Raw genomic sequence first — 19,200 nt, 5'->3', positions numbered from 1 at the left:
AGGACTGAGAAATGGGAATCCGCAAGTACAAGCCGACTACGCCGGGCCGTCGTGGCTCCTCCGTAGCCGACTTCGTCGAGATCACGCGGTCCACGCCGGAGAAGTCGCTGGTTCGCCCTCTGCACAGCAAGGGCGGCCGTAACAACACCGGCCGGATCACCGTGCGCCACCAGGGTGGTGGCCACAAGCGCGCCTACCGCGTGATCGACTTCCGTCGTCACGACAAGGACGGCGTGCCGGCGAAGGTCGCTCACATCGAGTACGACCCCAACCGCACCGCGCGCATCGCGCTGCTCCACTACGCGGACGGCGAGAAGCGCTACATCATCGCCCCGCGTGGCCTCGCGCAGGGTGACCGGGTTGAGAACGGCCCCGCGGCCGACATCAAGCCCGGCAACAACCTGGCCCTCCGCAACATCCCGGTCGGTACCACGATCCACGCGATCGAGATCCGTCCCGGCGGTGGCGCCAAGTTCGCCCGTTCCGCGGGTGCCTCCGTGCAGCTGCTGGCGAAGGAGGGCACGATGGCCCACCTTCGTATGCCGTCCGGCGAGATCCGTCTCGTCGACGCCCGCTGCCGCGCCACCATCGGTGAGGTCGGCAACGCCGAGCAGTCGAACATCAACTGGGGCAAGGCCGGCCGCAAGCGCTGGCTGGGCGTTCGCCCGACCGTTCGCGGTGTGGCGATGAACCCGGTCGACCACCCGCACGGTGGTGGTGAGGGCAAGACCTCCGGTGGTCGCCACCCGGTCTCCCCGTGGGGTCAGAAGGAGGGTCGTACTCGCTCGCCGAAGAAGGCTTCGAGCAAGTACATCGTCCGCCGCCGCAAGACGAACAAGAAGCGCTAGGAGCGGGTTTAGATGCCGCGCAGTCTCAAGAAGGGACCCTTCGTTGACGGCCACCTCGTGAAGAAGGTGGACGCTCAGAACGAAGCCGGTACCAAGAACGTCATCAAGACCTGGTCCCGTCGCTCGATGATCATCCCGGCCATGCTCGGCCACACGATCGCGGTGCACAACGGCAAGACCCACATTCCGGTGTTTGTCACCGAGTCGATGGTCGGCCACAAGCTCGGCGAGTTCTCGCCGACGCGCACCTTCCGGGGTCACGTGAAGGACGACCGGAAGTCGAAGCGCCGCTAGTAGCGGGGTGGAATCGACCATGACAGACACTGGAAGGACAACCATGGAAGCCAGGGCCCAGGCGCGGTACATCCGCGTCACGCCCATGAAGGCCCGCCGAGTGGTGGACCTTATCCGTGGCATGGACGCCACGGAGGCTCAGGCGGTCCTGCGTTTCGCCCCGCAGGCCGCGAGCGTGCCGGTTGGCAAGGTGCTGGACAGCGCCATCGCCAACGCTGCACACAACTACGACCACAGTGACGCCTCTTCGCTGTTCATCAGCGAGGCGTACGTGGATGAGGGCCCGACCCTGAAGCGGTTCCGTCCGCGTGCTCAGGGCCGTGCCTACCGGATCCGTAAGCGGACCAGCCACATCACCGTGGTCGTCAGCAGCAAGGAAGGAACCCGGTAATGGGCCAGAAGGTTAACCCGCATGGGTTCCGGCTCGGCATCACCACGGACTTCAAGTCCCGCTGGTACGCCGACAAGCTGTACAAGGACTACGTCAAGGAAGACGTCGCCATCCGTCGGATGATGACGTCCGGCATGGAGCGCGCCGGCATCTCGAAGGTTGAGATCGAGCGCACCCGTGACCGCGTGCGGGTGGACATCCACACCGCGCGTCCCGGCATCGTCATCGGCCGCCGTGGCGCCGAGGCCGACCGCATCCGCGGCGACCTCGAGAAGCTGACGGGCAAGCAGGTCCAGCTGAACATCCTCGAGGTCAAGAACCCCGAGATGGACGCTCAGCTGGTTGCTCAGGCCGTTGCCGAGCAGCTCTCCTCCCGCGTCTCCTTCCGTCGCGCCATGCGTAAGAGCATGCAGGGCACGATGAAGGCCGGCGCCAAGGGCATCAAGATCCAGTGCGGCGGTCGCCTCGGCGGCGCCGAGATGTCCCGCTCGGAGTTCTACCGCGAGGGCCGCGTGCCCCTGCACACGCTCCGCGCGAACGTCGACTACGGCTTCTTCGAGGCCAAGACCACCTTCGGTCGCATCGGCGTGAAGGTCTGGATCTACAAGGGCGACGTCAAGAACATCGCCGAGGTCCGCGCCGAGAACGCTGCGGCCCGTGCGGGTAACCGCCCGGCCCGTGGTGCCGGCGCTGGCGACCGTCCCGCCGGCCGTGGTGGCCGCGGTGGCGAGCGTGGCGGCCGCGGCCGCAAGCCGCAGCAGCAGTCCGCGCCGGCTGCCGAGGCCCCCAAGGCCGACGCTCCCGCCGCCGCTGCCGCTCCGGCTGAGAGCACCGGAACGGAGGCCTGACCGAAATGCTGATCCCCCGTAGGGTCAAGCACCGCAAGCAGCACCACCCCAAGCGCTCGGGTATGAGCAAGGGTGGTACGCAGGTTGCGTTCGGCGAGTACGGCATTCAGGCCCTCACGCCGGCGTACGTGACCAACCGCCAGATCGAGGCGGCTCGTATCGCGATGACCCGCCACATCAAGCGTGGCGGCAAGGTCTGGATCAACATCTACCCGGACCGCCCGCTGACCAAGAAGCCTGCCGAGACCCGCATGGGTTCCGGTAAGGGTTCGCCGGAGTGGTGGATCGCGAACGTCAAGCCCGGTCGGGTGATGTTCGAGCTGTCCTACCCGAACGAGAAGATCGCGCGCGAGGCCCTGACCCGTGCGGCCCACAAGCTGCCGATGAAGTGCAAGATCGTCAAGCGCGAAGCAGGTGAGCTGTGATGACCGCCGGTACCAAGGCGTCCGAGCTGCGCGAGCTGGGCAACGAGGAGCTTGTCGCCAAGCTCCGCGAGGCCAAGGAAGAGCTGTTCAACCTCCGCTTCCAGGCGGCGACGGGCCAGCTCGAGAACCACGGGCGGCTCAAGTCCGTCCGCAAGGACATCGCGCGGATCTACACCCTGATGCGTGAGCGCGAGCTGGGCATCGAGACGGTGGAGAGCGCCTGATGAGCGAGAGCAACGTGACTGAGAAGACCGAGCGCAACGCCCGCAAGGTCCGTGAGGGCCTGGTCGTCAGCGACAAGATGGACAAGACCGTCGTCGTCGCCGTCGAGGACCGCGTCAAGCACGCGCTGTACGGCAAGGTCATCCGCCGTACGAACAAGCTCAAGGCTCACGACGAGCAGAACGCTGCCGGCGTCGGCGACCGCGTCCTCCTGATGGAGACCCGGAAGCTGTCGTCGACGAAGCACTGGCGTGTCGTCGAGATCCTCGAGAAGGCCAAGTAATTACCTGAGGGGTTTCCCTCAGGTCAGTTCCGCCAGGCTCGGCGAGGGGTTCCGGTAACGGACCCCTCGCCGGGAACCGGCAGACAATCAGGAGATAGACGTGATCCAGCAGGAGTCGCGACTGCGTGTCGCCGACAACACTGGTGCCAAGGAGATCCTTTGCATCCGTGTTCTCGGTGGCTCCGGTCGCCGCTACGCGGGCATCGGTGACGTCATCGTCGCCACCGTCAAGGACGCGATCCCCGGTGGCAACGTGAAGAAGGGTGACGTCGTCAAGGCGGTCATCGTTCGCACCGTCAAGGAGCGCCGCCGCCAGGACGGCTCGTACATCCGCTTCGACGAGAACGCCGCTGTCATTCTCAAGAACGACGGCGACCCTCGCGGCACCCGTATCTTCGGCCCCGTGGGCCGTGAGCTGCGCGAGAAGAAGTTTATGAAGATCATCTCGCTCGCGCCGGAGGTGCTGTAAGCATGAAGATCAAGAAGGGCGACCTGGTCCAGGTCATCACCGGTAAGGACAAGGGCAAGCAGGGCAAGGTCATCACGGCCTTCCCCCGCGAGAACCGCGTCCTGGTCGAGGGTGTCAACCGGGTCAAGAAGCACACCAAGGCCGGCCCCTCGCAGGCTGGTGGCATCGTCACGACCGAGGCGCCGGTCCACGTCTCCAACGTCCAGCTGGTCGTTGAGAAGGACGGCAAGAAGGTCGTCACGCGCGTCGGTTACCGCTTCGACGACGAGGGCAACAAGATCCGCGTTGCCAAGCGGACGGGTGAGGACATCTGATGGCTACCACCACCACTCCGCGTCTCAAGACGAAGTACCGCGAGGAGATCGCGGGCAAGCTGCGTGAGGAGTTCTCGTACGAGAACGTCATGCAGATCCCCGGCCTCGTCAAGGTCGTGGTCAACATGGGTGTGGGCGACGCCGCCCGCGACTCCAAGCTGATCGAGGGCGCCATCCGCGACCTCACCACGATCACCGGTCAGAAGCCGGCCGTCACCAAGGCCCGCAAGTCCATCGCGCAGTTCAAGCTGCGTGAGGGTCAGCCGATCGGTGCGCACGTCACCCTCCGTGGCGACCGCATGTGGGAGTTCCTCGACCGCACCCTGTCGCTCGCGCTTCCGCGCATCCGCGACTTCCGTGGTCTGTCCCCCAAGCAGTTCGACGGGCGTGGCAACTACACCTTCGGTCTCACGGAGCAGGTCATGTTCCACGAGATCGACCAGGACAAGATCGACCGTGTCCGGGGTATGGACATCACCGTGGTCACCACGGCGACCAACGACGCTGAGGGCCGTGCCCTTCTCCGTCACCTCGGCTTCCCGTTCAAGGAGGCGTAAGCGAGATGGCGAAGAAGGCTCTCATCGCGAAGGCTGCCCGCAAGCCCAAGTTCGGCGTGCGCGGCTACACGCGCTGCCAGCGCTGTGGTCGTCCCCACTCCGTGTACCGCAAGTTCGGCCTGTGCCGCGTGTGCCTTCGTGAGATGGCTCACCGTGGCGAGCTGCCGGGCGTGACCAAGAGCTCCTGGTAATCCCCGTACTTCTGGGGTAACCGGAGTCTCTCGGTAAGCAGAGGGTTGGCAGAGGCCCACCTCTCCATGGCTTAGGCTAGGAGGGTTGGGCGTCTGCCGCCCGTACGACTTACTACGCCGTAGGTCCCCGCGCCGCACCCGTCCCGCCCCTGTGTGGGGAGAGGGATGGCGCATACAGGAAACCCCGGCGAGAGAGGCCGAAGGCCAATTCATGACCATGACTGATCCGATCGCGGACATGCTGACTCGTCTGCGTAACGCGAACTCGGCATACCACGACTCTGTGACCATGCCGCACAGCAAGATCAAGTCTCACATCGCGGAAATCCTCCAGCAGGAGGGCTTCATCACGGGCTGGAAGGTCGAGGACGCCGAGGTCGGCAAGAACCTCGTTCTCGAGCTCAAGTTCGGTCCGAACCGTGAGCGCTCCATCGCGGGCATCAAGCGGATCTCGAAGCCGGGCCTCCGGGTTTACGCGAAGTCCACCAACCTGCCGAAGGTTCTCGGCGGCCTGGGCGTGGCGATCATCTCCACGTCCCACGGCCTCCTGACCGGCCAGCAGGCGCAGAAGAAGGGCGTGGGTGGGGAAGTCCTCGCCTACGTCTGGTAGTCGGGAACGGAGGAATAGCTATGTCTCGTATCGGCAAGCTCCCCATCCCGGTTCCCGCCGGCGTGGACGTCACCATCGATGGCCGCACGGTCACGGTCAAGGGTTCCAAGGGCACCCTGAGCCACACCGTTGCCGCCCCCATCGAGATCGTTAAGGGCGAGGACGGCGTTCTGAACGTCACCCGTCCGAACGACGAGCGTCAGAACAAGGCCCTTCACGGCCTGTCCCGCACGCTGGTGGCCAACATGATCACCGGTGTGACCCAGGGGTACGTGAAGGCGCTCGAGATCAGCGGTGTCGGTTACCGCGTGGCCGCGAAGGGCTCCAACCTGGAGTTCCAGCTCGGCTACAGCCACCCGATCCTGATCGAGGCGCCCGAGGGAATCTCGTTCAAGGTCGAGTCGCCGACCAAGTTCTCGGTCGAGGGCATCGACAAGCAGAAGGTCGGCGAGGTCGCGGCGAACATCCGCAAGCTGCGGAAGCCCGACCCGTACAAGGCCAAGGGCGTCAAGTACGCCGGCGAGGTCATCCGCCGCAAGGTCGGAAAGGCTGGTAAGTAAGCCATGGCATACGGTGTGAAGATCGCCAAGGGCGACGCTTACAAGCGTGCCGCCAAGGCACGCCGCCACATCCGCATCCGCAAGAACGTGTCGGGTACGGCGGAGCGTCCGCGCCTCGTCGTGACGCGTTCGAACCGCGGTATCACCGCTCAGGTCATCGACGACCTCAAGGGTCACACCCTTGCGTCCGCGTCGAACCTGGACGCGTCGATCCGTGGTGGCGAGGGTGACAAGTCGGCGCAGGCCAAGCAGGTCGGCGCTCTCGTCGCCGAGCGCGCCAAGGCCGCGGGTGTCGAGACTGTCGTGTTCGACCGTGGTGGCAACAGGTACGCCGGGCGCATTGCCGCTCTGGCTGACGCCGCCCGCGAAGCCGGGCTGAAGTTCTAAGCCCCGGTTCCGGGACTAACGGACGTAACAGAGAGAGGTAATCCAATGGCTGGACCCCAGCGCCGCGGAAGCGGTGCCGGTGGCGGCGAGCGGCGGGACCGGAAGGGCCGCGACGGTGGCGCTGCCGCCGAGAAGACCGCGTACGTTGAGCGCGTTGTCGCGATCAACCGCGTCGCCAAGGTTGTCAAGGGTGGTCGTCGCTTCAGCTTCACCGCGCTGGTCGTGGTGGGCGACGGTGACGGCACCGTAGGTGTCGGTTACGGCAAGGCCAAGGAAGTTCCCGCGGCCATCGCCAAGGGTGTCGAGGAAGCCAAGAAGAACTTCTTCAAGGTTCCGCGCATCCAGGGCACCATCCCTCACCCGATTCAGGGCGAGAAGGCCGCGGGCGTCGTCCTGCTCAAGCCGGCTTCCCCCGGTACCGGTGTTATCGCCGGTGGCCCGGTGCGTGCCGTGCTCGAGTGCGCCGGCGTTCACGACATCCTGTCGAAGTCGCTCGGCTCCGACAACGCGATCAACATCGTGCACGCGACCGTGGCGGCCCTCAAGGGCCTGCAGCGTCCCGAGGAGATCGCGGCTCGCCGTGGTCTGCCGCTCGAGGACGTCGCCCCCGCGGCTCTGCTTCGTGCGCGTGCGGGAGCGGGTGCGTAATGGCTCGCCTCAAGATCACGCAGACGAAGTCGTACATCGGCAGCAAGCAGAACCACCGCGACACGCTGCGTTCGCTCGGGCTCAAGCGCCTGAACGACGTGGTCGTCAAGGAGGACCGCCCCGAGTTCCGCGGAATGGTTCACACCGTCCGCCACCTCGTGACGGTCGAGGAGGTCGACTGACATGGCGGAGAACAACCCGCTGAAGGTCCACAACCTCCGTCCCGCCCCGGGCGCCAAGACCGCGAAGACCCGTGTGGGTCGTGGTGAGGCGTCGAAGGGTAAGACGGCCGGTCGTGGTACGAAGGGCACCAAGGCCCGTTACCAGGTTCCGGAGCGCTTCGAGGGCGGGCAGATGCCCCTCCACATGCGTCTCCCGAAGCTCAAGGGCTTCAAGAACCCGTTCCGCACCGAGTACCAGGTCGTGAACCTGGACAAGCTCGCCTCGCTCTACCCGCAGGGTGGCGAGGTCACGGTGGCCGATCTGGTCGCCAAGGGTGCGGTTCGTAAGAACCAGCTCGTCAAGGTGCTCGGCGCCGGCGAGATCTCCGTGGCGCTGCAGGTGACGGTCGACGCCGTCTCCGGCTCCGCCAAGGAGAAGATCGCCGCCGCGGGCGGCACCGTCACCGAGCTCGTCTGAGACGACTCGATGGCCTGAACATCCGACCGGGGATGCCTCCCAAAAGGGGCATCCCCGGTTGGTCGTTCCTAGGGGGGCATGTCCGCCGGTAAGGTGGCGTGCACTGTCTATGCTCCGTGCGGTATGCCCGCACGGTTTTTGACCGGTATCTATTCGTCGAACCTCAAGACCGTCACCTCTGGCGCATGGCGCGGGGGTCGCAGGAGGCACCGTGCTCACCGCGTTCGCCCGGGCGTTCAAGACGCCCGACCTGCGCAAGAAGCTGCTCTTCACGCTCGGCATCGTGGTGCTGTACCGGCTCGGGGCACACATCCCCGTACCCGGTGTCAGTTACCAGGCCGTCCAGCAGTGTGTGGACCAGGCGAGTCAGGGCAACAACTCCCTGTTCGGCCTGGTGAACATGTTCAGTGGCGGGGCGCTGCTGCAGATCACCATCTTCGCGCTCGGCATCATGCCGTACATCACGGCGAGCATCATCCTGCAGCTGCTGACCGTCGTGATCCCGCGTCTGGAAGCCCTGAAGAAGGAGGGGCAGTCCGGTACCGCGAAGATCACGCAGTACACGCGGTATCTGACGATCGCCCTCGCCATCCTCCAGGGCACCGGTCTCGTCGCCACGGCCAAGAGCGGTGCGCTGTTCAGCGGCTGCACGGTGGCCAACCAGGTCGTCCCGGACCCGTCGATCTTCACCATCACCACGATGGTCATCACGATGACCGCCGGTACCGCCCTCGTCATGTGGCTCGGTGAGCTCATCACCGACCGCGGCATCGGCAACGGCATGTCGATCCTGATGTTCATCTCCATCGCCGCCGGCTTCCCGGGCGCGCTGTGGAAGATCAAGGTCGAGGGTGACCTGGCCGACGGCTGGATCGAGTTCGGCACCGTGATCCTCGTCGGATTCGCGATGGTCGGCCTCGTGGTCTTCGTCGAGCAGGCCCAGCGGCGCATCCCGGTGCAGTACGCGAAGCGGATGATCGGCCGCAGGTCCTACGGCGGAACGTCCACTTATATCCCTCTGAAGGTGAACCAGGCAGGTGTGATTCCTGTCATCTTCGCCTCGTCGCTGCTCTACATCCCGGCCTTGATCGCCCAGTTCTCGAACTCCACCGCGGGCTGGAAAACCTGGATCGAAGCCCACTTCGTCAAGGGTGACCACCCCTACTACATCGCGACGTACTTCCTCCTGATCGTGTTCTTCGCCTTCTTCTACGTGGCGATCTCGTTCAACCCCGAGGAAGTTGCCGACAACATGAAGAAGTATGGTGGCTTCATCCCGGGTATCCGGGCTGGTCGACCTACTGCCGAGTATCTGAGCTACGTGCTCAACCGGATCACTTGGCCGGGCTCGCTGTATCTGGGTCTGATCGCTCTTGTGCCGACGATGGCGTTGGCAGGCTTCGGTGGCGCCAATGCCAACTTCCCCTTCGGTGGGACGAGCATCCTCATCATCGTGGGTGTGGGGCTGGAGACCGTGAAGCAGATCGAGAGCCAGCTCCAGCAGCGCAATTACGAAGGGTTCCTCCGCTGATGCGAATCGTCCTCGTCGGACCGCCCGGTGCGGGCAAGGGCACGCAGGCCGCGTTCCTTGCCAAGAACCTGGACATTCCGCACATCTCCACGGGTGACCTGTTCCGCGCCAACATCAGTCAGGGCACGGAGCTGGGCCTCAAGGCCAAGGCGTACATGGACGCCGGCGACCTTGTCCCGGACGAGGTGACCATCGGGATGGCCAAGGACCGGATGGAGCAGCCGGACGCCGTCAACGGTTTCCTGCTGGACGGGTTCCCGCGGAACGTGGCCCAGGCCGAGGCTCTGGACGCCGTCCTCAAGGCCGAGGACATGCAGCTGGACGCGGTCCTGGACCTGGAGGTCCCCGAGGACGAGGTCGTGAAGCGGATCGCGGGTCGCCGCATCTGCCGCAACGACAGCGCGCACGTCTTCCACGTCACGTACACCCCGCCGAAGGCCGAGGGCGTGTGTGACGTGTGCGGCGGTGAGCTCTACCAGCGCGACGACGACTCCGAGGAGACCGTCCGCCGGCGCCTGGAGGTCTACCACACCCAGACCGAGCCGATCATCGACTACTACCGGGCGCAGAACCTGGTCGTGACGATCCAGGCGCTCGGCAAGGTGGACGAGGTCACCGCGAAGGCGATGGCCGCGCTCAAGAAGTAACCCCGGTTGGTTCGATACGGCCGCGGTGCCCCTCGGGGCGCCGCGGCCGTATCGTTGTTCTGTCCCGTGTACACGCAAGGAAAGGCCCCCGCCACGATGGTGCAGATCAAGACCCCCGAGCAGATCGCGAAGATGCGCGAGGCGGGGCTGGTCGTCGCCGCCATCCACGCGGCGACCCGCGAGGCCGCCGTGCCGGGCGCCACGACGAAGGACCTGGACGAGGTCGCCCGCAAGGTGATCGCCGACCACGGGGCGAAGTCGAACTTCCTCGGGTACGGCGGCTTCCCCGCGACGATCTGCACCTCGGTGAACGAGGTCGTCGTCCACGGCATCCCGGACGAGAAGACCGTCCTCAAGGACGGCGACATCATCTCCATCGACGCCGGCGCGATCATCGACGGCTGGCACGGCGACGCCGCGTACACGGCGTTCGTGGGCACGGGGCACGCTCCGGAGCTGATCGAGCTCTCCCGGGTCACCGAGGAGTCGATGTGGGCCGGCATCGCCGCGATGAAGAACGGCAACCGGCTGGTGGACATCTCGCGGGCGATCGAGACGTACATCCGCCGCCAGCCGAAGCCCGGCGGCGGCAAGTACGGCATCGTCGAGGACTACGGCGGCCACGGCATCGGCACCGAGATGCACATGGACCCGCACCTGCTGAACTACGTCTCCCGCAAGCGCGGCAAGGGCCCGAAGCTGGTCCCCGGCTTCTGCCTGGCGATCGAGCCGATGGTCTCGCTCGGCACGCCGCACACGGAGGTCCTCGGCGACGACTGGACGGTCGTCTCGACGGACGGCACCTGGTCCTCGCACTGGGAGCACTCGGTGGCGCTGACGGAGGAGGGCCCGCTGGTCCTGACGTCCCCGGACGGCGGTAAGGCGAAGCTCGCGGAGCTGGGCGTGACGGCGGCCCCGGATCCCCTGGTGTAACGCGGCCGAAGCTGCGTCGCGGCTCCTGGCGTAACGATCTCCGGGGGTGGGCATTCTTCCCGGATTCGTCTTTTCCAGGGGCCTGGCGTAGACTGATGCGTCGGCTCTCGTGTACCCGTGTGTCCGCACCCGGAGCGAGAGTCGATCAAGGTAGCCGATTCGAAAGGCGAAGCGTGGCCAAGAAGCAAGGTGCCATCGAAATCGAGGGCACCGTGATCGAGTCCCTCCCGAACGCCATGTTCAAGGTGGAACTCCAGAACGGTCACAAGGTCCTCGCGCACATCTCCGGCAAGATGCGGATGCACTACATCCGAATCCTTCCGGACGACCGGGTCGTCGTGGAGCTCTCTCCGTACGACCTGACGCGTGGCCGGATCGTCTACCGCTACAAGTAGATCTTGCCCGCACCCCGCCTCCGCGCGCGGGTGGTGGCACTGACCCGGAGAACCTCACACCCATGAAGGTCAAGCCGAGCGTCAAGAAGATCTGCGACAAGTGCAAGGTGATCCGCCGTCACGGCCGGGTCATGGTCATCTGCGACAACCTGCGCCACAAGCAGCGCCAGGGCTGACGCACGCCGACCGACCTGCATTTCGCAGTTCTTCGCGCGACGCAAGCAACGTACATACGCAGAGCCCGCCCAGCCCGCAAGGGTCGGCGGCACCTCCGGCGGGGGCCGGGGACCCGACCTGTACCTCATACGGCAGCTCGGGAGCGGCTCTGTGGCAGACCCCCGAACACACAGGAGCCATTGAATGGCACGCGTTTCCGGTGTTGACATCCCGCGCGAAAAGCGTGTGGAGATCGCACTCACCTACGTCTTCGGTATCGGGCGCACCCGGTCCAAGGAGATCCTCGCCTCCACCGGCGTGAACCCGAACACCCGCGTTCGTGAGCTGGCCGAAGAGGACCTGGTCAAGATCCGCGAGTACGTGGACGCCAACCTCCAGACCGAGGGCGACCTCCGCCGCGAGATCCAGGGCGACATCCGCCGCAAGATCGAGATCCAGTGCTACCAGGGCATCCGCCACCGTCGCGGCCTCCCGGTGCACGGTCAGCGCACGAGCACCAACGCGCGTACCCGCAAGGGCCCGCGTCGCGCCATCGCCGGCAAGAAGAAGCCGGGCAAGAAGTAGTCCTCAGCGGACGCTTGACCACGCGGTCTTCGCTGTAGGACCGACCACCTCCCGTAGGAGATATAGATGCCCCCCAAGGGTCGTCAGGGCGCTGCCAAGAAGGTGCGCCGCAAGGAAAAGAAGAACGTCGCTCACGGCCACGCGCACATCAAGAGCACGTTCAACAACACGATCGTCTCGATCACGGACCCCTCGGGCAACGTGATCTCCTGGGCCTCCGCCGGCCACGTCGGCTTCAAGGGCTCGCGCAAGTCCACCCCGTTCGCCGCGCAGATGGCCGCCGAGTCGGCCGCTCGCCGCGCGCAGGAGCACGGCATGCGCAAGGTCGACGTCTTCGTCAAGGGTCCGGGCTCCGGCCGCGAGACCGCGATCCGCTCCCTCCAGGCCACGGGCCTCGAGGTCGGTTCGATCCAGGACGTCACCCCCACGCCGCACAACGGCTGCCGTCCGCCGAAGCGTCGTCGCGTCTGACGCTCTCGCGTCTGTCGCACGACCGGTGACGGTCCGAGTGTCCGGGCGGTACGTCCCTTTCGGGGGCCGTGCCGCCCGTACCCTTGCAGTACGCAGTACCTGTCGGACGTCAAATAGTGGGCGTCCACAACCGAAGGATTCACACCATGCTGATCGCTCAGCGTCCCTCGCTGACCGAAGAGGTCGTCGACGAATTCCGCTCGCGGTTCGTCATCGAGCCCCTGGAGCCGGGCTTCGGCTACACGCTCGGCAACAGCCTCCGCCGTACGCTCCTCTCCTCGATCCCGGGTGCGGCGGTCACGTCCATCCGTATCGACGGTGTCCTGCACGAGTTCACCACCGTGCCGGGCGTCAAGGAGGACGTCACCGACCTCATCCTGAACATCAAGCAGCTGGTCGTCTCCTCGGAGCACGACGAGCCGGTCGTGATGTACCTGCGCAAGCAGGGCCCCGGCCTGGTCACCGCTGCTGACATCGCCCCGCCGGCCGGTGTCGAGGTGCACAACCCCGACCTGGTGCTCGCCACGCTCAACGGCAAGGGCAAGCTGGAGATGGAGCTGACCGTCGAGCGCGGTCGCGGCTACGTCTCCGCCGTGCAGAACAAGCAGGTGGGCCAGGAGATCGGCCGTATCCCGGTCGACTCCATCTACTCGCCGGTGCTCAAGGTCACGTACAAGGTCGAGGCGACCCGTGTCGAGCAGCGCACCGACTTCGACAAGCTGATCGTCGACGTCGAGACCAAGCAGGCCATGCGCCCGCGTGACGCCATGGCGTCGGCCGGTAAGACCCTGGTCGAGCTGTTCGGTCTGGCGCGCGAGCTCAACATCGACGCCGAGGGCATCGACATGGGCCCGTCCCCCACGGACGCCGCCCTCGCCGCCGACCTGGCGCTGCCGATCGAGGAGCTCGAGCTCACCGTTCGTTCGTACAACTGCCTCAAGCGTGAGGGCATCCACTCCGTGGGTGAGCTCGTGGCGCGCTCCGAGGCCGACCTGCTCGACATCCGCAACTTCGGTGCGAAGTCGATCGACGAGGTCAAGGCGAAGCTGGCCGGCATGGGCCTGGCCCTCAAGGACAGCCCGCCCGGATTCGACCCGACCGCCGCGGCGGACGCCTTCGGCGCCGACGACGACGCGGACGCGGGTTTCGTGGAGACCGAGCAGTACTGAGAACTCGGGCCTCATGGCCCGTACTCCGGGACCGCCCCTGGCGGGGCGCGTCCCGGATCTCCGACGGGTAACCGCCCGCTCGGACACTGACATCGGTACCTCATACGGCCGGTGCAGATCACAAGGAGAAACACCATGCCGCGTCCCGCCAAGGGTGCCCGTCTCGGTGGCAGCGCCGCTCACGAGCGTCTGCTGCTCGCCAACCTGGCGAAGTCCCTCTTCGAGCACGGCCGCATCACCACGACCGAGGCCAAGGCCCGCCGCCTGCGTCCGGTCGCCGAGCGCCTGATCACCAAGGCGAAGAAGGGCGACATCCACAACCGTCGCCTGGTGCTGCAGACGATCACGGACAAGGGCGTCGTCCACACGCTCTTCACCGAGATCGCCCCGCGCTACTCCGAGCGCCCGGGTGGCTACACCCGTATCACCAAGATCGGCAACCGTCGTGGCGACAACGCCCCGATGGCCGTGATCGAGCTGGTCGAGGGCGAGATCGCCAAGAAGGCGACCGTCGCCGAGGCCGAGGCCGCCACCAAGCGTGCGGTCAAGGAGGCTGACGAGGCCAAGGTCGAGGAGACCGCTACCGAGGCTCCGGCCGAGGAGACCAAGGAGGCGTGAGCCCCTGGTCCCCGCACGCGCGGGGATGACCCGGTCGAGGAGACCAAGGTCGAGGAGGCCGCGGCCTGCTCCCCGCCCGCGCGGGGGTGATCTGCCTCAGCCGCGCTCGTGGCTGAAACGCCGAACGGACGGGCCCGTACCCCCAGGGGTACGGGCCCGCTCCCGTGTTCTGAGGGCTTTGAGAGGATGTATCGCGTGAGCGACGACGTGCAGGCCGGATTCGTACGCATCCGGCTCGACCTGTCCTACGACGGCAAGGACTTCTCCGGCTGGGCCAAGCAGGCCCGCGGACAGCGGACCGTCCAGGGCGACATCGAGGACGCCCTGAGGACGGTGACCCGGTCCAAGGAGACGTACGAGCTGACCGTCGCCGGTCGCACCGACGCCGGTGTGCACGCCCGGGGTCAGGTCGCCCACGTCGATCTGCCCGTCGAGCTGTGGGCCGAGCACCAGGACAAGCTGCTGCGGCGGCTCGCCGGGCGCCTCTCGCACGACGTGCGGGTGTGGAGGCTCACCGAAGCCCCCAGCGGGTTCAACGCGCGCTTCTCCGCCATCTGGCGTCGCTACGCCTACCGCGTCACCGACAACCCCGGCGGTGTCGACCCGCTCCTGCGCGGCCACGTCCTGTGGCACGACTGGGCCCTCGACATGGACGCCATGAACGCCGCCGCCGAGGCCCTCGTGGGCGAGCACGACTTCGCCGCGTACTGTAAGAAGCGCGAGGGCGCCACCACCATCCGTACGCTCCAGGAACTGCGCTGGGAGCGGCGGCCGGGCGGGATCCTCGAAGCGACCGTGAAGGCCGACGCCTTCTGCCACAACATGGTCCGCTCGCTGGTGGGCGCGCTGCTGTTCGTCGGCGACGGGCACCGGCCGGTCGAGTGGCCGGGGAAGGTCCTCGCGGCGGGCGTACGGGACTCGGCCGTGCACGTCGTGCGCCCGCACGGGCTCACCCTCGAAGAGGTCGGCTATCCGGCCGACGAGCTCCTGGCCGCCCGGAACCTGGAGGCCAGGAACAAGCGGTCACTCCCCGGGAGCGCCGGCTGCTGCTGAGGCCTGGGCGCGGCCGCGGGCATAGATCTGGTTGAAGGAGAACGTGCCCAGGTCGTCGCTGGCCTGGTAGACGGCCTCGTCCGCCTCGGTGACCTTCTTGCCGTTCGTGAAGCCCGCCTGGGTGAAGTACGCGTACCGGCCGATCGAGTTCGAGCGGCGCAGACAGACCGTCGCCCGGCAGAAGTCGGCCACGCCCGCGCCGGCCAGCGGCGCGATACCGCCCTTGGCCTGGTTCTTCGCCTTCAGCGCCTCCGCCTCGGTGGAGAACACGGCCACGCCCACGGTGATCGCGACCCCGTCCTTCACATAGGTGGCGCGGATCACGCGATCGCAGCCGTTCTTCTTCAGGATCGAGCCGAGGGCGCCCTGCGCGACGCTCGCGCAGTTGGTCGTCGACGAGGTCGCGCCCTTGGTGTAGGGGCGGCCGTTCATCGTGAGCTTCTTGCCCGGGAAGAGGCCCTCGGCGCTGAGCGGGGCCTTGTCCTTCTTCTCGTCGGAGATGAAGTCCTTGGGGTTGGGCGGGGGCGGCGGAGCCACGGACGAGAACGTCGGCTCGGGGGTGGGGGAGCCGCTGGGCGCGGCGGAGCCGGTGGGGGTGACGGTGCCGTTCTTGCCGGTGTTGGTGCCGTTGTCGCTGTTCACGACCGCGGTGGCGACGATCGCGCCGACGACGAGCGCGGCGAGCGCGCCGCCGCCGATCAGCAGCCTGCGCTTACGCCGCCGGTCGGCCGCGGACGCGTCGGCGAGGGCCCCCCAGTCCGGCTCCTGAGGGGCCTGTGCCCCCGGAAACGGGTTGGGCTGCTGATGCGCCGGCTGATGACCGTACGGCTGCTGTCCGAAGGGCTGTCCGCCCTGCTGCTGCGGCTCCTGTGGCCACTGCGGTCCCCCAAAGCTCATGCCGCGCATCCTAAACCGGTTGGGAGACAGGGACGGCGGCGGCGACAATGCACCTCATGGGACATGTCGAGGCCGCGCATCTGGAGTACTACCTTCCCGACGGGAGGGTCCTGCTCGCGGACGCCTCCTTCCGGGTGGGGGAGGGCGCGGTGGTGGCCCTGGTGGGCGCGAACGGCGCCGGGAAGACCACGCTGCTCCGGATGATCTCCGGCGAGCTCCAGCCGCACGGCGGTTCGGTGACGGTGAGCGGCGGTCTCGGCGTGATGCCGCAGTTCGTGGGGTCGGTGCGCGACGAGCGTACGGTCCGTGACCTGCTCGTCTCGGTCGCCCAGCCCCGGATCCGCGAGGCGGCGAAGGCGGTCGACGCGGCCGAGCACCTGATCCTGACGGTCGACGACGAGGCCGCGCAGATGGCGTACGCGCAGGCACTGAGCGACTGGGCCGAGGTGCAGGGGTACGAGGCGGAGACCGTCTGGGACATGTGCACGATGGCGGCGCTGGGCGTGCCGTACGAGAAGGCGCAGTTCCGCGAGGTGCGCACGCTCAGTGGCGGTGAGCAGAAGCGGCTGGTGCTCGAGTCCCTGCTGCGGGGCACCGACGAGGTGCTGCTGCTCGACGAGCCGGACAACTATCTCGACGTCCCCGGCAAGCGGTGGCTGGAGGAGCGGCTGCGGGAGACCCGTAAGACCGTGCTCTTCATCTCCCACGACCGGGAGCTGCTCGCCCGGGCCGCCCAGAAGATCATCGCGGTGGAGCCGGGGCCGGCGGGCTCGGACGTCTGGGTGCACGGCGGCGGCTTCGAGACCTTCCACGAGGCGCGGCGGGAGCGGTTCGCCCGCTTCGAGGAGCTGAAGCGGCGCTGGGAGGAGAAGCACGCGCAGCTGAAGAAGCTGGTGGTCAACCTGCGGCAGGCGGCCGCGGTCAGCCATGAGATGGCGTCCCGGTACGCGGCGGCGCAGACCCGGCTGAAGAAGTTCGAGGAGGCCGGCCCGCCGCCGGAGCCGCCGCGTGAGCAGGACATCCGGATGCGGCTGCGCGGCGGCCGGACCGGTGTGCGGGCGGTGACCTGCGAGAACCTTGAGCTGACCGGTCTGATGAAGCCGTTCTCGCTGGAGATCTTCTACGGGGAGCGGGTCGCCGTCCTCGGTTCGAACGGGTCGGGCAAGTCACACTTCCTGCGGCTGCTCGCCGGGGATCCCTCGGTGGCGCACACGGGTCTGTGGAAGCTGGGCGCGCGGGTGGTCCCGGGCCACTTCGCCCAGACCCACGCCCATCCGGAGCTGCAGGGGCGGTCCCTCGTGGACATCCTCTGGTCGGAGCACGCGAAGGACCGGGGCGGGGCGATGTCGGTCCTGCGGCGGTACGAGCTGGAGGGGCAGGGGGACCAGCCCTTCGAGAAGCTCTCCGGCGGCCAGCAGGCCCGCTTCCAGATCCTGCTCCTGGAGCTGTCCGGCACGACGGCGCTGCTGCTCGACGAGCCGACGGACAACCTGGACCTGGAGTCGGCGGAGGCGCTGCAGGACGGCCTGGAGTCGTACGAGGGGACGGTGCTGGCCGTCACGCACGACCGGTGGTTCGCGAAGACCTTCGACCGGTATCTGGTCTTCGGCTCGGACGGGGTCGTCCGGGAGACGAGCGAGCCGGTGTGGGACGAGCGGCGGGTGGAGCGGGCGCGGTAGGTGGTCGGCCGGGCGCGGTAGGGGGGCGGCGCGTTTTGACCCGTCCGGGGTGGCGCGGGTACTGTTGCGGTTTGTTATGCGTATTGGCTTCGTCGTTTTCGCACGAAGGGCCCTTACGCAGGTTCCCTGGAGCAGTTACCAGTGGCTCGCATACGGGCGGTGTCCCGGCAGTGCAGGCCCCAGCTGCATGATCGCTTCAGGTGTGTCTGGACTCCATCCACTGAAGAAGCGAAGGCTACGAAGTGCGTACGTACAGCCCCAAGCCCGGCGATGTCACTCGCCAGTGGCACATCATCGACGCGCAGGACGTTGTCCTGGGGCGTCTGGCGACGACGGCTGCGAACCTCCTCCGAGGCAAGCACAAGCCCGTCTACGCCCCCCACATGGACATGGGCGACTTCGTCATCATCATCAACGCTGACAAGGTCCACCTCTCCGGCAACAAGAAGACCCAGAAGCTGGCGTACCGCCACTCCGGCTTCCCGGGTGGTCTGCGCTCCGTCCGTTACGACGAGCTGCTGGAGAAGAACCCCGAGAAGGCCGTCGAGAAGGCCATCAAGGGCATGATCCCCAAGAACACCCTGGGCCGTCAGATGCTCTCGAAGCTGAAGGTCTACGCGGGCGAGAACCACCCGCACGCTGCCCAGCAGCCGGTCCCGTTCGAGATCACCCAGGTCGCGCAGTAGTTCCGGCCACACCCCCTAAGAACGAAAGAAATCTGAGGAGAATCGTGGCCGAGACCACTGTTGAGAACCCCATCGAGGGCGAGGAGACCTACGCCGAGGTCACCACCTTCGAGTCCGAGGTCCCCGTCGAGGGTGAGTACACCTCGGAGTCCCTGGCTTCCCGCTTCGGTGACCCGCAGCCGGCCGCCGGCCTGGGCCGTCGCAAGAACGCCATCGCCCGTGTCCGGATCGTTCCGGGCACCGGCAAGTGGAAGATCAACGGGCGCACCCTCGAGGACTACTTCCCGAACAAGGTGCACCAGCAGGAAGTCAACGAGCCCTTCAAGGTGCTCGAGCTCGACAACCGCTACGACGTCATCGCCCGCATCGCGGGTGGCGGCGTCTCGGGTCAGGCCGGCGCCCTGCGCCTCGGCGTGGCCCGTGCGCTGAACGAGGCGGATGTCGAGAACAACCGCCCGGCGCTGAAGAAGGCCGGCTTCCTCTCCCGCGACGACCGTGCGGTCGAGCGCAAGAAGGCCGGTCTCAAGAAGGCCCGTAAGGCCCCGCAGTACAGCAAGCGTTAATCGCCTGCTCGGTCTGCTTTGCACGTACGCCCCGGCGGCACTGCCCGTGCTGCCGGGGCGTACGTCTTTTCCCCACCCTGGGCCTTTCTGGGCAGCTCTGACGTCAAAACGGGCATCACGTGCCCAGGGGT

Annotated in this window: 31 protein-coding genes; 30 read left to right on the top strand and 1 reads right to left on the bottom strand. The window is 66.9% G+C overall.

Translation table 11 applies throughout. The annotated features are described in order from the left end of the window. The first annotated feature begins 11 nt into the window (after positions 1 to 11). The 27 genes from rplB (at position 12) to truA (ending at position 15,244) form a co-directional block, all read left to right on the top strand. Positions 12 to 848 (top strand): 50S ribosomal protein L2, encoded by an 837-nt coding sequence (rplB, locus tag ACFYV5_RS17220; protein WP_355105123.1) that lies wholly within the window; start codon positions 12 to 14, stop codon positions 846 to 848. Positions 849 to 860: 12 nt separating this feature from the next. Then, complete coding sequence (rpsS, locus tag ACFYV5_RS17215; protein ID WP_015035577.1) at positions 861 to 1,142, top strand: 30S ribosomal protein S19; 282 nt, start codon at positions 861 to 863, stop codon at positions 1,140 to 1,142. Positions 1,143 to 1,185: 43 nt separating this feature from the next. After that, the gene (gene rplV, locus ACFYV5_RS17210; protein WP_058848120.1) at positions 1,186 to 1,533 is read left to right on the top strand and encodes a 50S ribosomal protein L22; all 348 of its coding nucleotides are present in this window, start codon (positions 1,186 to 1,188) and stop codon (positions 1,531 to 1,533) included. Beyond that, positions 1,533 to 2,381, top strand: coding sequence for a 30S ribosomal protein S3 (rpsC, locus tag ACFYV5_RS17205; RefSeq protein WP_017239578.1), 849 nt, complete (start codon positions 1,533 to 1,535; stop codon positions 2,379 to 2,381). The genes rplV and rpsC overlap by 1 nt, the downstream gene beginning before the upstream one ends. Before the next feature lie 5 nt (positions 2,382 to 2,386). Continuing rightward, positions 2,387 to 2,806 (top strand): 50S ribosomal protein L16, encoded by a 420-nt coding sequence (gene rplP / locus ACFYV5_RS17200; RefSeq protein ID WP_015035580.1) that lies wholly within the window; start codon positions 2,387 to 2,389, stop codon positions 2,804 to 2,806. Next, complete coding sequence (rpmC, locus tag ACFYV5_RS17195) at positions 2,806 to 3,030, top strand: 50S ribosomal protein L29 (RefSeq protein ID WP_028797851.1); 225 nt, start codon at positions 2,806 to 2,808, stop codon at positions 3,028 to 3,030. Before rplP ends, rpmC begins: the two co-directional genes overlap by 1 nt. Then, the gene (gene rpsQ, locus ACFYV5_RS17190) at positions 3,030 to 3,311 is read left to right on the top strand and encodes a 30S ribosomal protein S17 (protein ID WP_352188389.1); all 282 of its coding nucleotides are present in this window, start codon (positions 3,030 to 3,032) and stop codon (positions 3,309 to 3,311) included. The genes rpmC and rpsQ overlap by 1 nt, the downstream gene beginning before the upstream one ends. 100 nt (positions 3,312 to 3,411) lie before the next feature. Then, complete coding sequence (gene rplN / locus ACFYV5_RS17185; protein ID WP_003956455.1) at positions 3,412 to 3,780, top strand: 50S ribosomal protein L14; 369 nt, start codon at positions 3,412 to 3,414, stop codon at positions 3,778 to 3,780. A gap of 2 nt (positions 3,781 to 3,782) precedes the next feature. After that, positions 3,783 to 4,094, top strand: a complete 312-nt coding sequence (gene rplX, locus ACFYV5_RS17180; RefSeq protein WP_015035583.1) for a 50S ribosomal protein L24 — start codon at positions 3,783 to 3,785, stop codon at positions 4,092 to 4,094. Then, on the top strand, positions 4,094 to 4,651 hold the full coding sequence (rplE, locus tag ACFYV5_RS17175; protein ID WP_260229393.1) for a 50S ribosomal protein L5: 558 nt from the start codon (positions 4,094 to 4,096) through the stop codon (positions 4,649 to 4,651). The genes rplX and rplE overlap by 1 nt, the downstream gene beginning before the upstream one ends. A gap of 5 nt (positions 4,652 to 4,656) precedes the next feature. Further along, positions 4,657 to 4,842: a type Z 30S ribosomal protein S14 gene (locus tag ACFYV5_RS17170; RefSeq protein ID WP_003948630.1), complete on the top strand. Its 186-nt coding sequence runs from the start codon at positions 4,657 to 4,659 to the stop codon at positions 4,840 to 4,842. 211 nt (positions 4,843 to 5,053) lie between these two features. Beyond that, entirely contained in the window at positions 5,054 to 5,452 is a 399-nt protein-coding gene (gene rpsH, locus ACFYV5_RS17165) for a 30S ribosomal protein S8 (RefSeq protein WP_006347222.1), read from the top strand. Between the two features lie 20 nt (positions 5,453 to 5,472). Further along, positions 5,473 to 6,012, top strand: a complete 540-nt coding sequence (gene rplF, locus ACFYV5_RS17160) for a 50S ribosomal protein L6 (RefSeq protein ID WP_355105129.1) — start codon at positions 5,473 to 5,475, stop codon at positions 6,010 to 6,012. Positions 6,013 to 6,015: 3 nt separating this feature from the next. Next, the gene (gene rplR, locus ACFYV5_RS17155; RefSeq protein ID WP_351793016.1) at positions 6,016 to 6,399 is read left to right on the top strand and encodes a 50S ribosomal protein L18; all 384 of its coding nucleotides are present in this window, start codon (positions 6,016 to 6,018) and stop codon (positions 6,397 to 6,399) included. Between the two features lie 45 nt (positions 6,400 to 6,444). Further along, positions 6,445 to 7,047, top strand: a complete 603-nt coding sequence (gene rpsE, locus ACFYV5_RS17150; protein WP_017239585.1) for a 30S ribosomal protein S5 — start codon at positions 6,445 to 6,447, stop codon at positions 7,045 to 7,047. After that, the gene (gene rpmD / locus ACFYV5_RS17145; RefSeq protein ID WP_005313525.1) at positions 7,047 to 7,229 is read left to right on the top strand and encodes a 50S ribosomal protein L30; all 183 of its coding nucleotides are present in this window, start codon (positions 7,047 to 7,049) and stop codon (positions 7,227 to 7,229) included. Before rpsE ends, rpmD begins: the two co-directional genes overlap by 1 nt. Position 7,230: 1 nt before the next feature. Next, entirely contained in the window at positions 7,231 to 7,686 is a 456-nt protein-coding gene (gene rplO, locus ACFYV5_RS17140; RefSeq protein WP_355105132.1) for a 50S ribosomal protein L15, read from the top strand. Between the two features lie 211 nt (positions 7,687 to 7,897). Beyond that, positions 7,898 to 9,217, top strand: coding sequence for a preprotein translocase subunit SecY (gene secY / locus ACFYV5_RS17135; protein WP_355105134.1), 1,320 nt, complete (start codon positions 7,898 to 7,900; stop codon positions 9,215 to 9,217). After that, positions 9,217 to 9,864 (top strand): adenylate kinase, encoded by a 648-nt coding sequence (locus ACFYV5_RS17130; RefSeq protein WP_355105136.1) that lies wholly within the window; start codon positions 9,217 to 9,219, stop codon positions 9,862 to 9,864. Before secY ends, ACFYV5_RS17130 begins: the two co-directional genes overlap by 1 nt. Positions 9,865 to 9,960: 96 nt before the next feature. Then, positions 9,961 to 10,797 carry a type I methionyl aminopeptidase gene (map, locus tag ACFYV5_RS17125; protein ID WP_389169091.1) on the top strand — a complete coding sequence of 279 codons (837 nt, stop codon included), beginning with the start codon at positions 9,961 to 9,963 and terminating at the stop codon, positions 10,795 to 10,797. 173 nt (positions 10,798 to 10,970) lie between these two features. Beyond that, complete coding sequence (infA, locus tag ACFYV5_RS17120; protein WP_003956442.1) at positions 10,971 to 11,192, top strand: translation initiation factor IF-1; 222 nt, start codon at positions 10,971 to 10,973, stop codon at positions 11,190 to 11,192. Between the two features lie 62 nt (positions 11,193 to 11,254). Then, a complete protein-coding gene (gene rpmJ, locus ACFYV5_RS17115) occupies positions 11,255 to 11,368 on the top strand; it encodes a 50S ribosomal protein L36 (RefSeq protein WP_003956441.1) in 114 nt (37 codons plus the stop codon). 184 nt (positions 11,369 to 11,552) lie between these two features. After that, complete coding sequence (gene rpsM, locus ACFYV5_RS17110) at positions 11,553 to 11,933, top strand: 30S ribosomal protein S13 (protein ID WP_355105138.1); 381 nt, start codon at positions 11,553 to 11,555, stop codon at positions 11,931 to 11,933. Between the two features lie 66 nt (positions 11,934 to 11,999). Continuing rightward, positions 12,000 to 12,404: a 30S ribosomal protein S11 gene (gene rpsK / locus ACFYV5_RS17105; protein ID WP_003956432.1), complete on the top strand. Its 405-nt coding sequence runs from the start codon at positions 12,000 to 12,002 to the stop codon at positions 12,402 to 12,404. A 146-nt stretch (positions 12,405 to 12,550) separates the two neighbouring features. Next, entirely contained in the window at positions 12,551 to 13,573 is a 1,023-nt protein-coding gene (locus ACFYV5_RS17100) for a DNA-directed RNA polymerase subunit alpha (RefSeq protein WP_003966937.1), read from the top strand. A 135-nt stretch (positions 13,574 to 13,708) separates the two neighbouring features. Continuing rightward, a complete protein-coding gene (gene rplQ / locus ACFYV5_RS17095) occupies positions 13,709 to 14,191 on the top strand; it encodes a 50S ribosomal protein L17 (RefSeq protein WP_389169088.1) in 483 nt (160 codons plus the stop codon). Between the two features lie 195 nt (positions 14,192 to 14,386). Continuing rightward, on the top strand, positions 14,387 to 15,244 hold the full coding sequence (truA, locus tag ACFYV5_RS17090) for a tRNA pseudouridine(38-40) synthase TruA (RefSeq protein ID WP_389169086.1): 858 nt from the start codon (positions 14,387 to 14,389) through the stop codon (positions 15,242 to 15,244). Here the strand turns inward: truA and ACFYV5_RS17085 are convergent. Further along, complete coding sequence (locus ACFYV5_RS17085) at positions 15,215 to 16,141, bottom strand: hypothetical protein (protein WP_389169084.1); 927 nt, start codon at positions 16,139 to 16,141, stop codon at positions 15,215 to 15,217. The genes truA and ACFYV5_RS17085 overlap by 30 nt on opposite strands. Before the next feature lie 56 nt (positions 16,142 to 16,197). Here ACFYV5_RS17085 and ACFYV5_RS17080 point away from each other — a divergent pair, with 56 nt between their 5' ends. The 3 genes from ACFYV5_RS17080 to rpsI all read left to right on the top strand — a co-directional run bounded on the left by ACFYV5_RS17080 (position 16,198) and on the right by rpsI (position 19,069). Next, positions 16,198 to 17,820: an ATP-binding cassette domain-containing protein gene (locus ACFYV5_RS17080; RefSeq protein WP_355105147.1), complete on the top strand. Its 1,623-nt coding sequence runs from the start codon at positions 16,198 to 16,200 to the stop codon at positions 17,818 to 17,820. A 242-nt stretch (positions 17,821 to 18,062) separates the two neighbouring features. Continuing rightward, positions 18,063 to 18,506, top strand: coding sequence for a 50S ribosomal protein L13 (rplM, locus tag ACFYV5_RS17075; protein ID WP_260229383.1), 444 nt, complete (start codon positions 18,063 to 18,065; stop codon positions 18,504 to 18,506). 44 nt (positions 18,507 to 18,550) lie between these two features. Next, positions 18,551 to 19,069, top strand: coding sequence for a 30S ribosomal protein S9 (gene rpsI, locus ACFYV5_RS17070; RefSeq protein ID WP_315891611.1), 519 nt, complete (start codon positions 18,551 to 18,553; stop codon positions 19,067 to 19,069). Positions 19,070 to 19,200 lie beyond the last annotated feature (131 nt).

Source organism: Streptomyces sp. NPDC003035, from assembly GCF_042888285.1.
Lineage (GTDB): Bacteria > Actinomycetota > Actinomycetes > Streptomycetales > Streptomycetaceae > Streptomyces.
The sequence above is the reverse complement of the archived record's forward strand: the minus strand, read 5'-3'. Positions and strand labels throughout refer to the sequence as shown.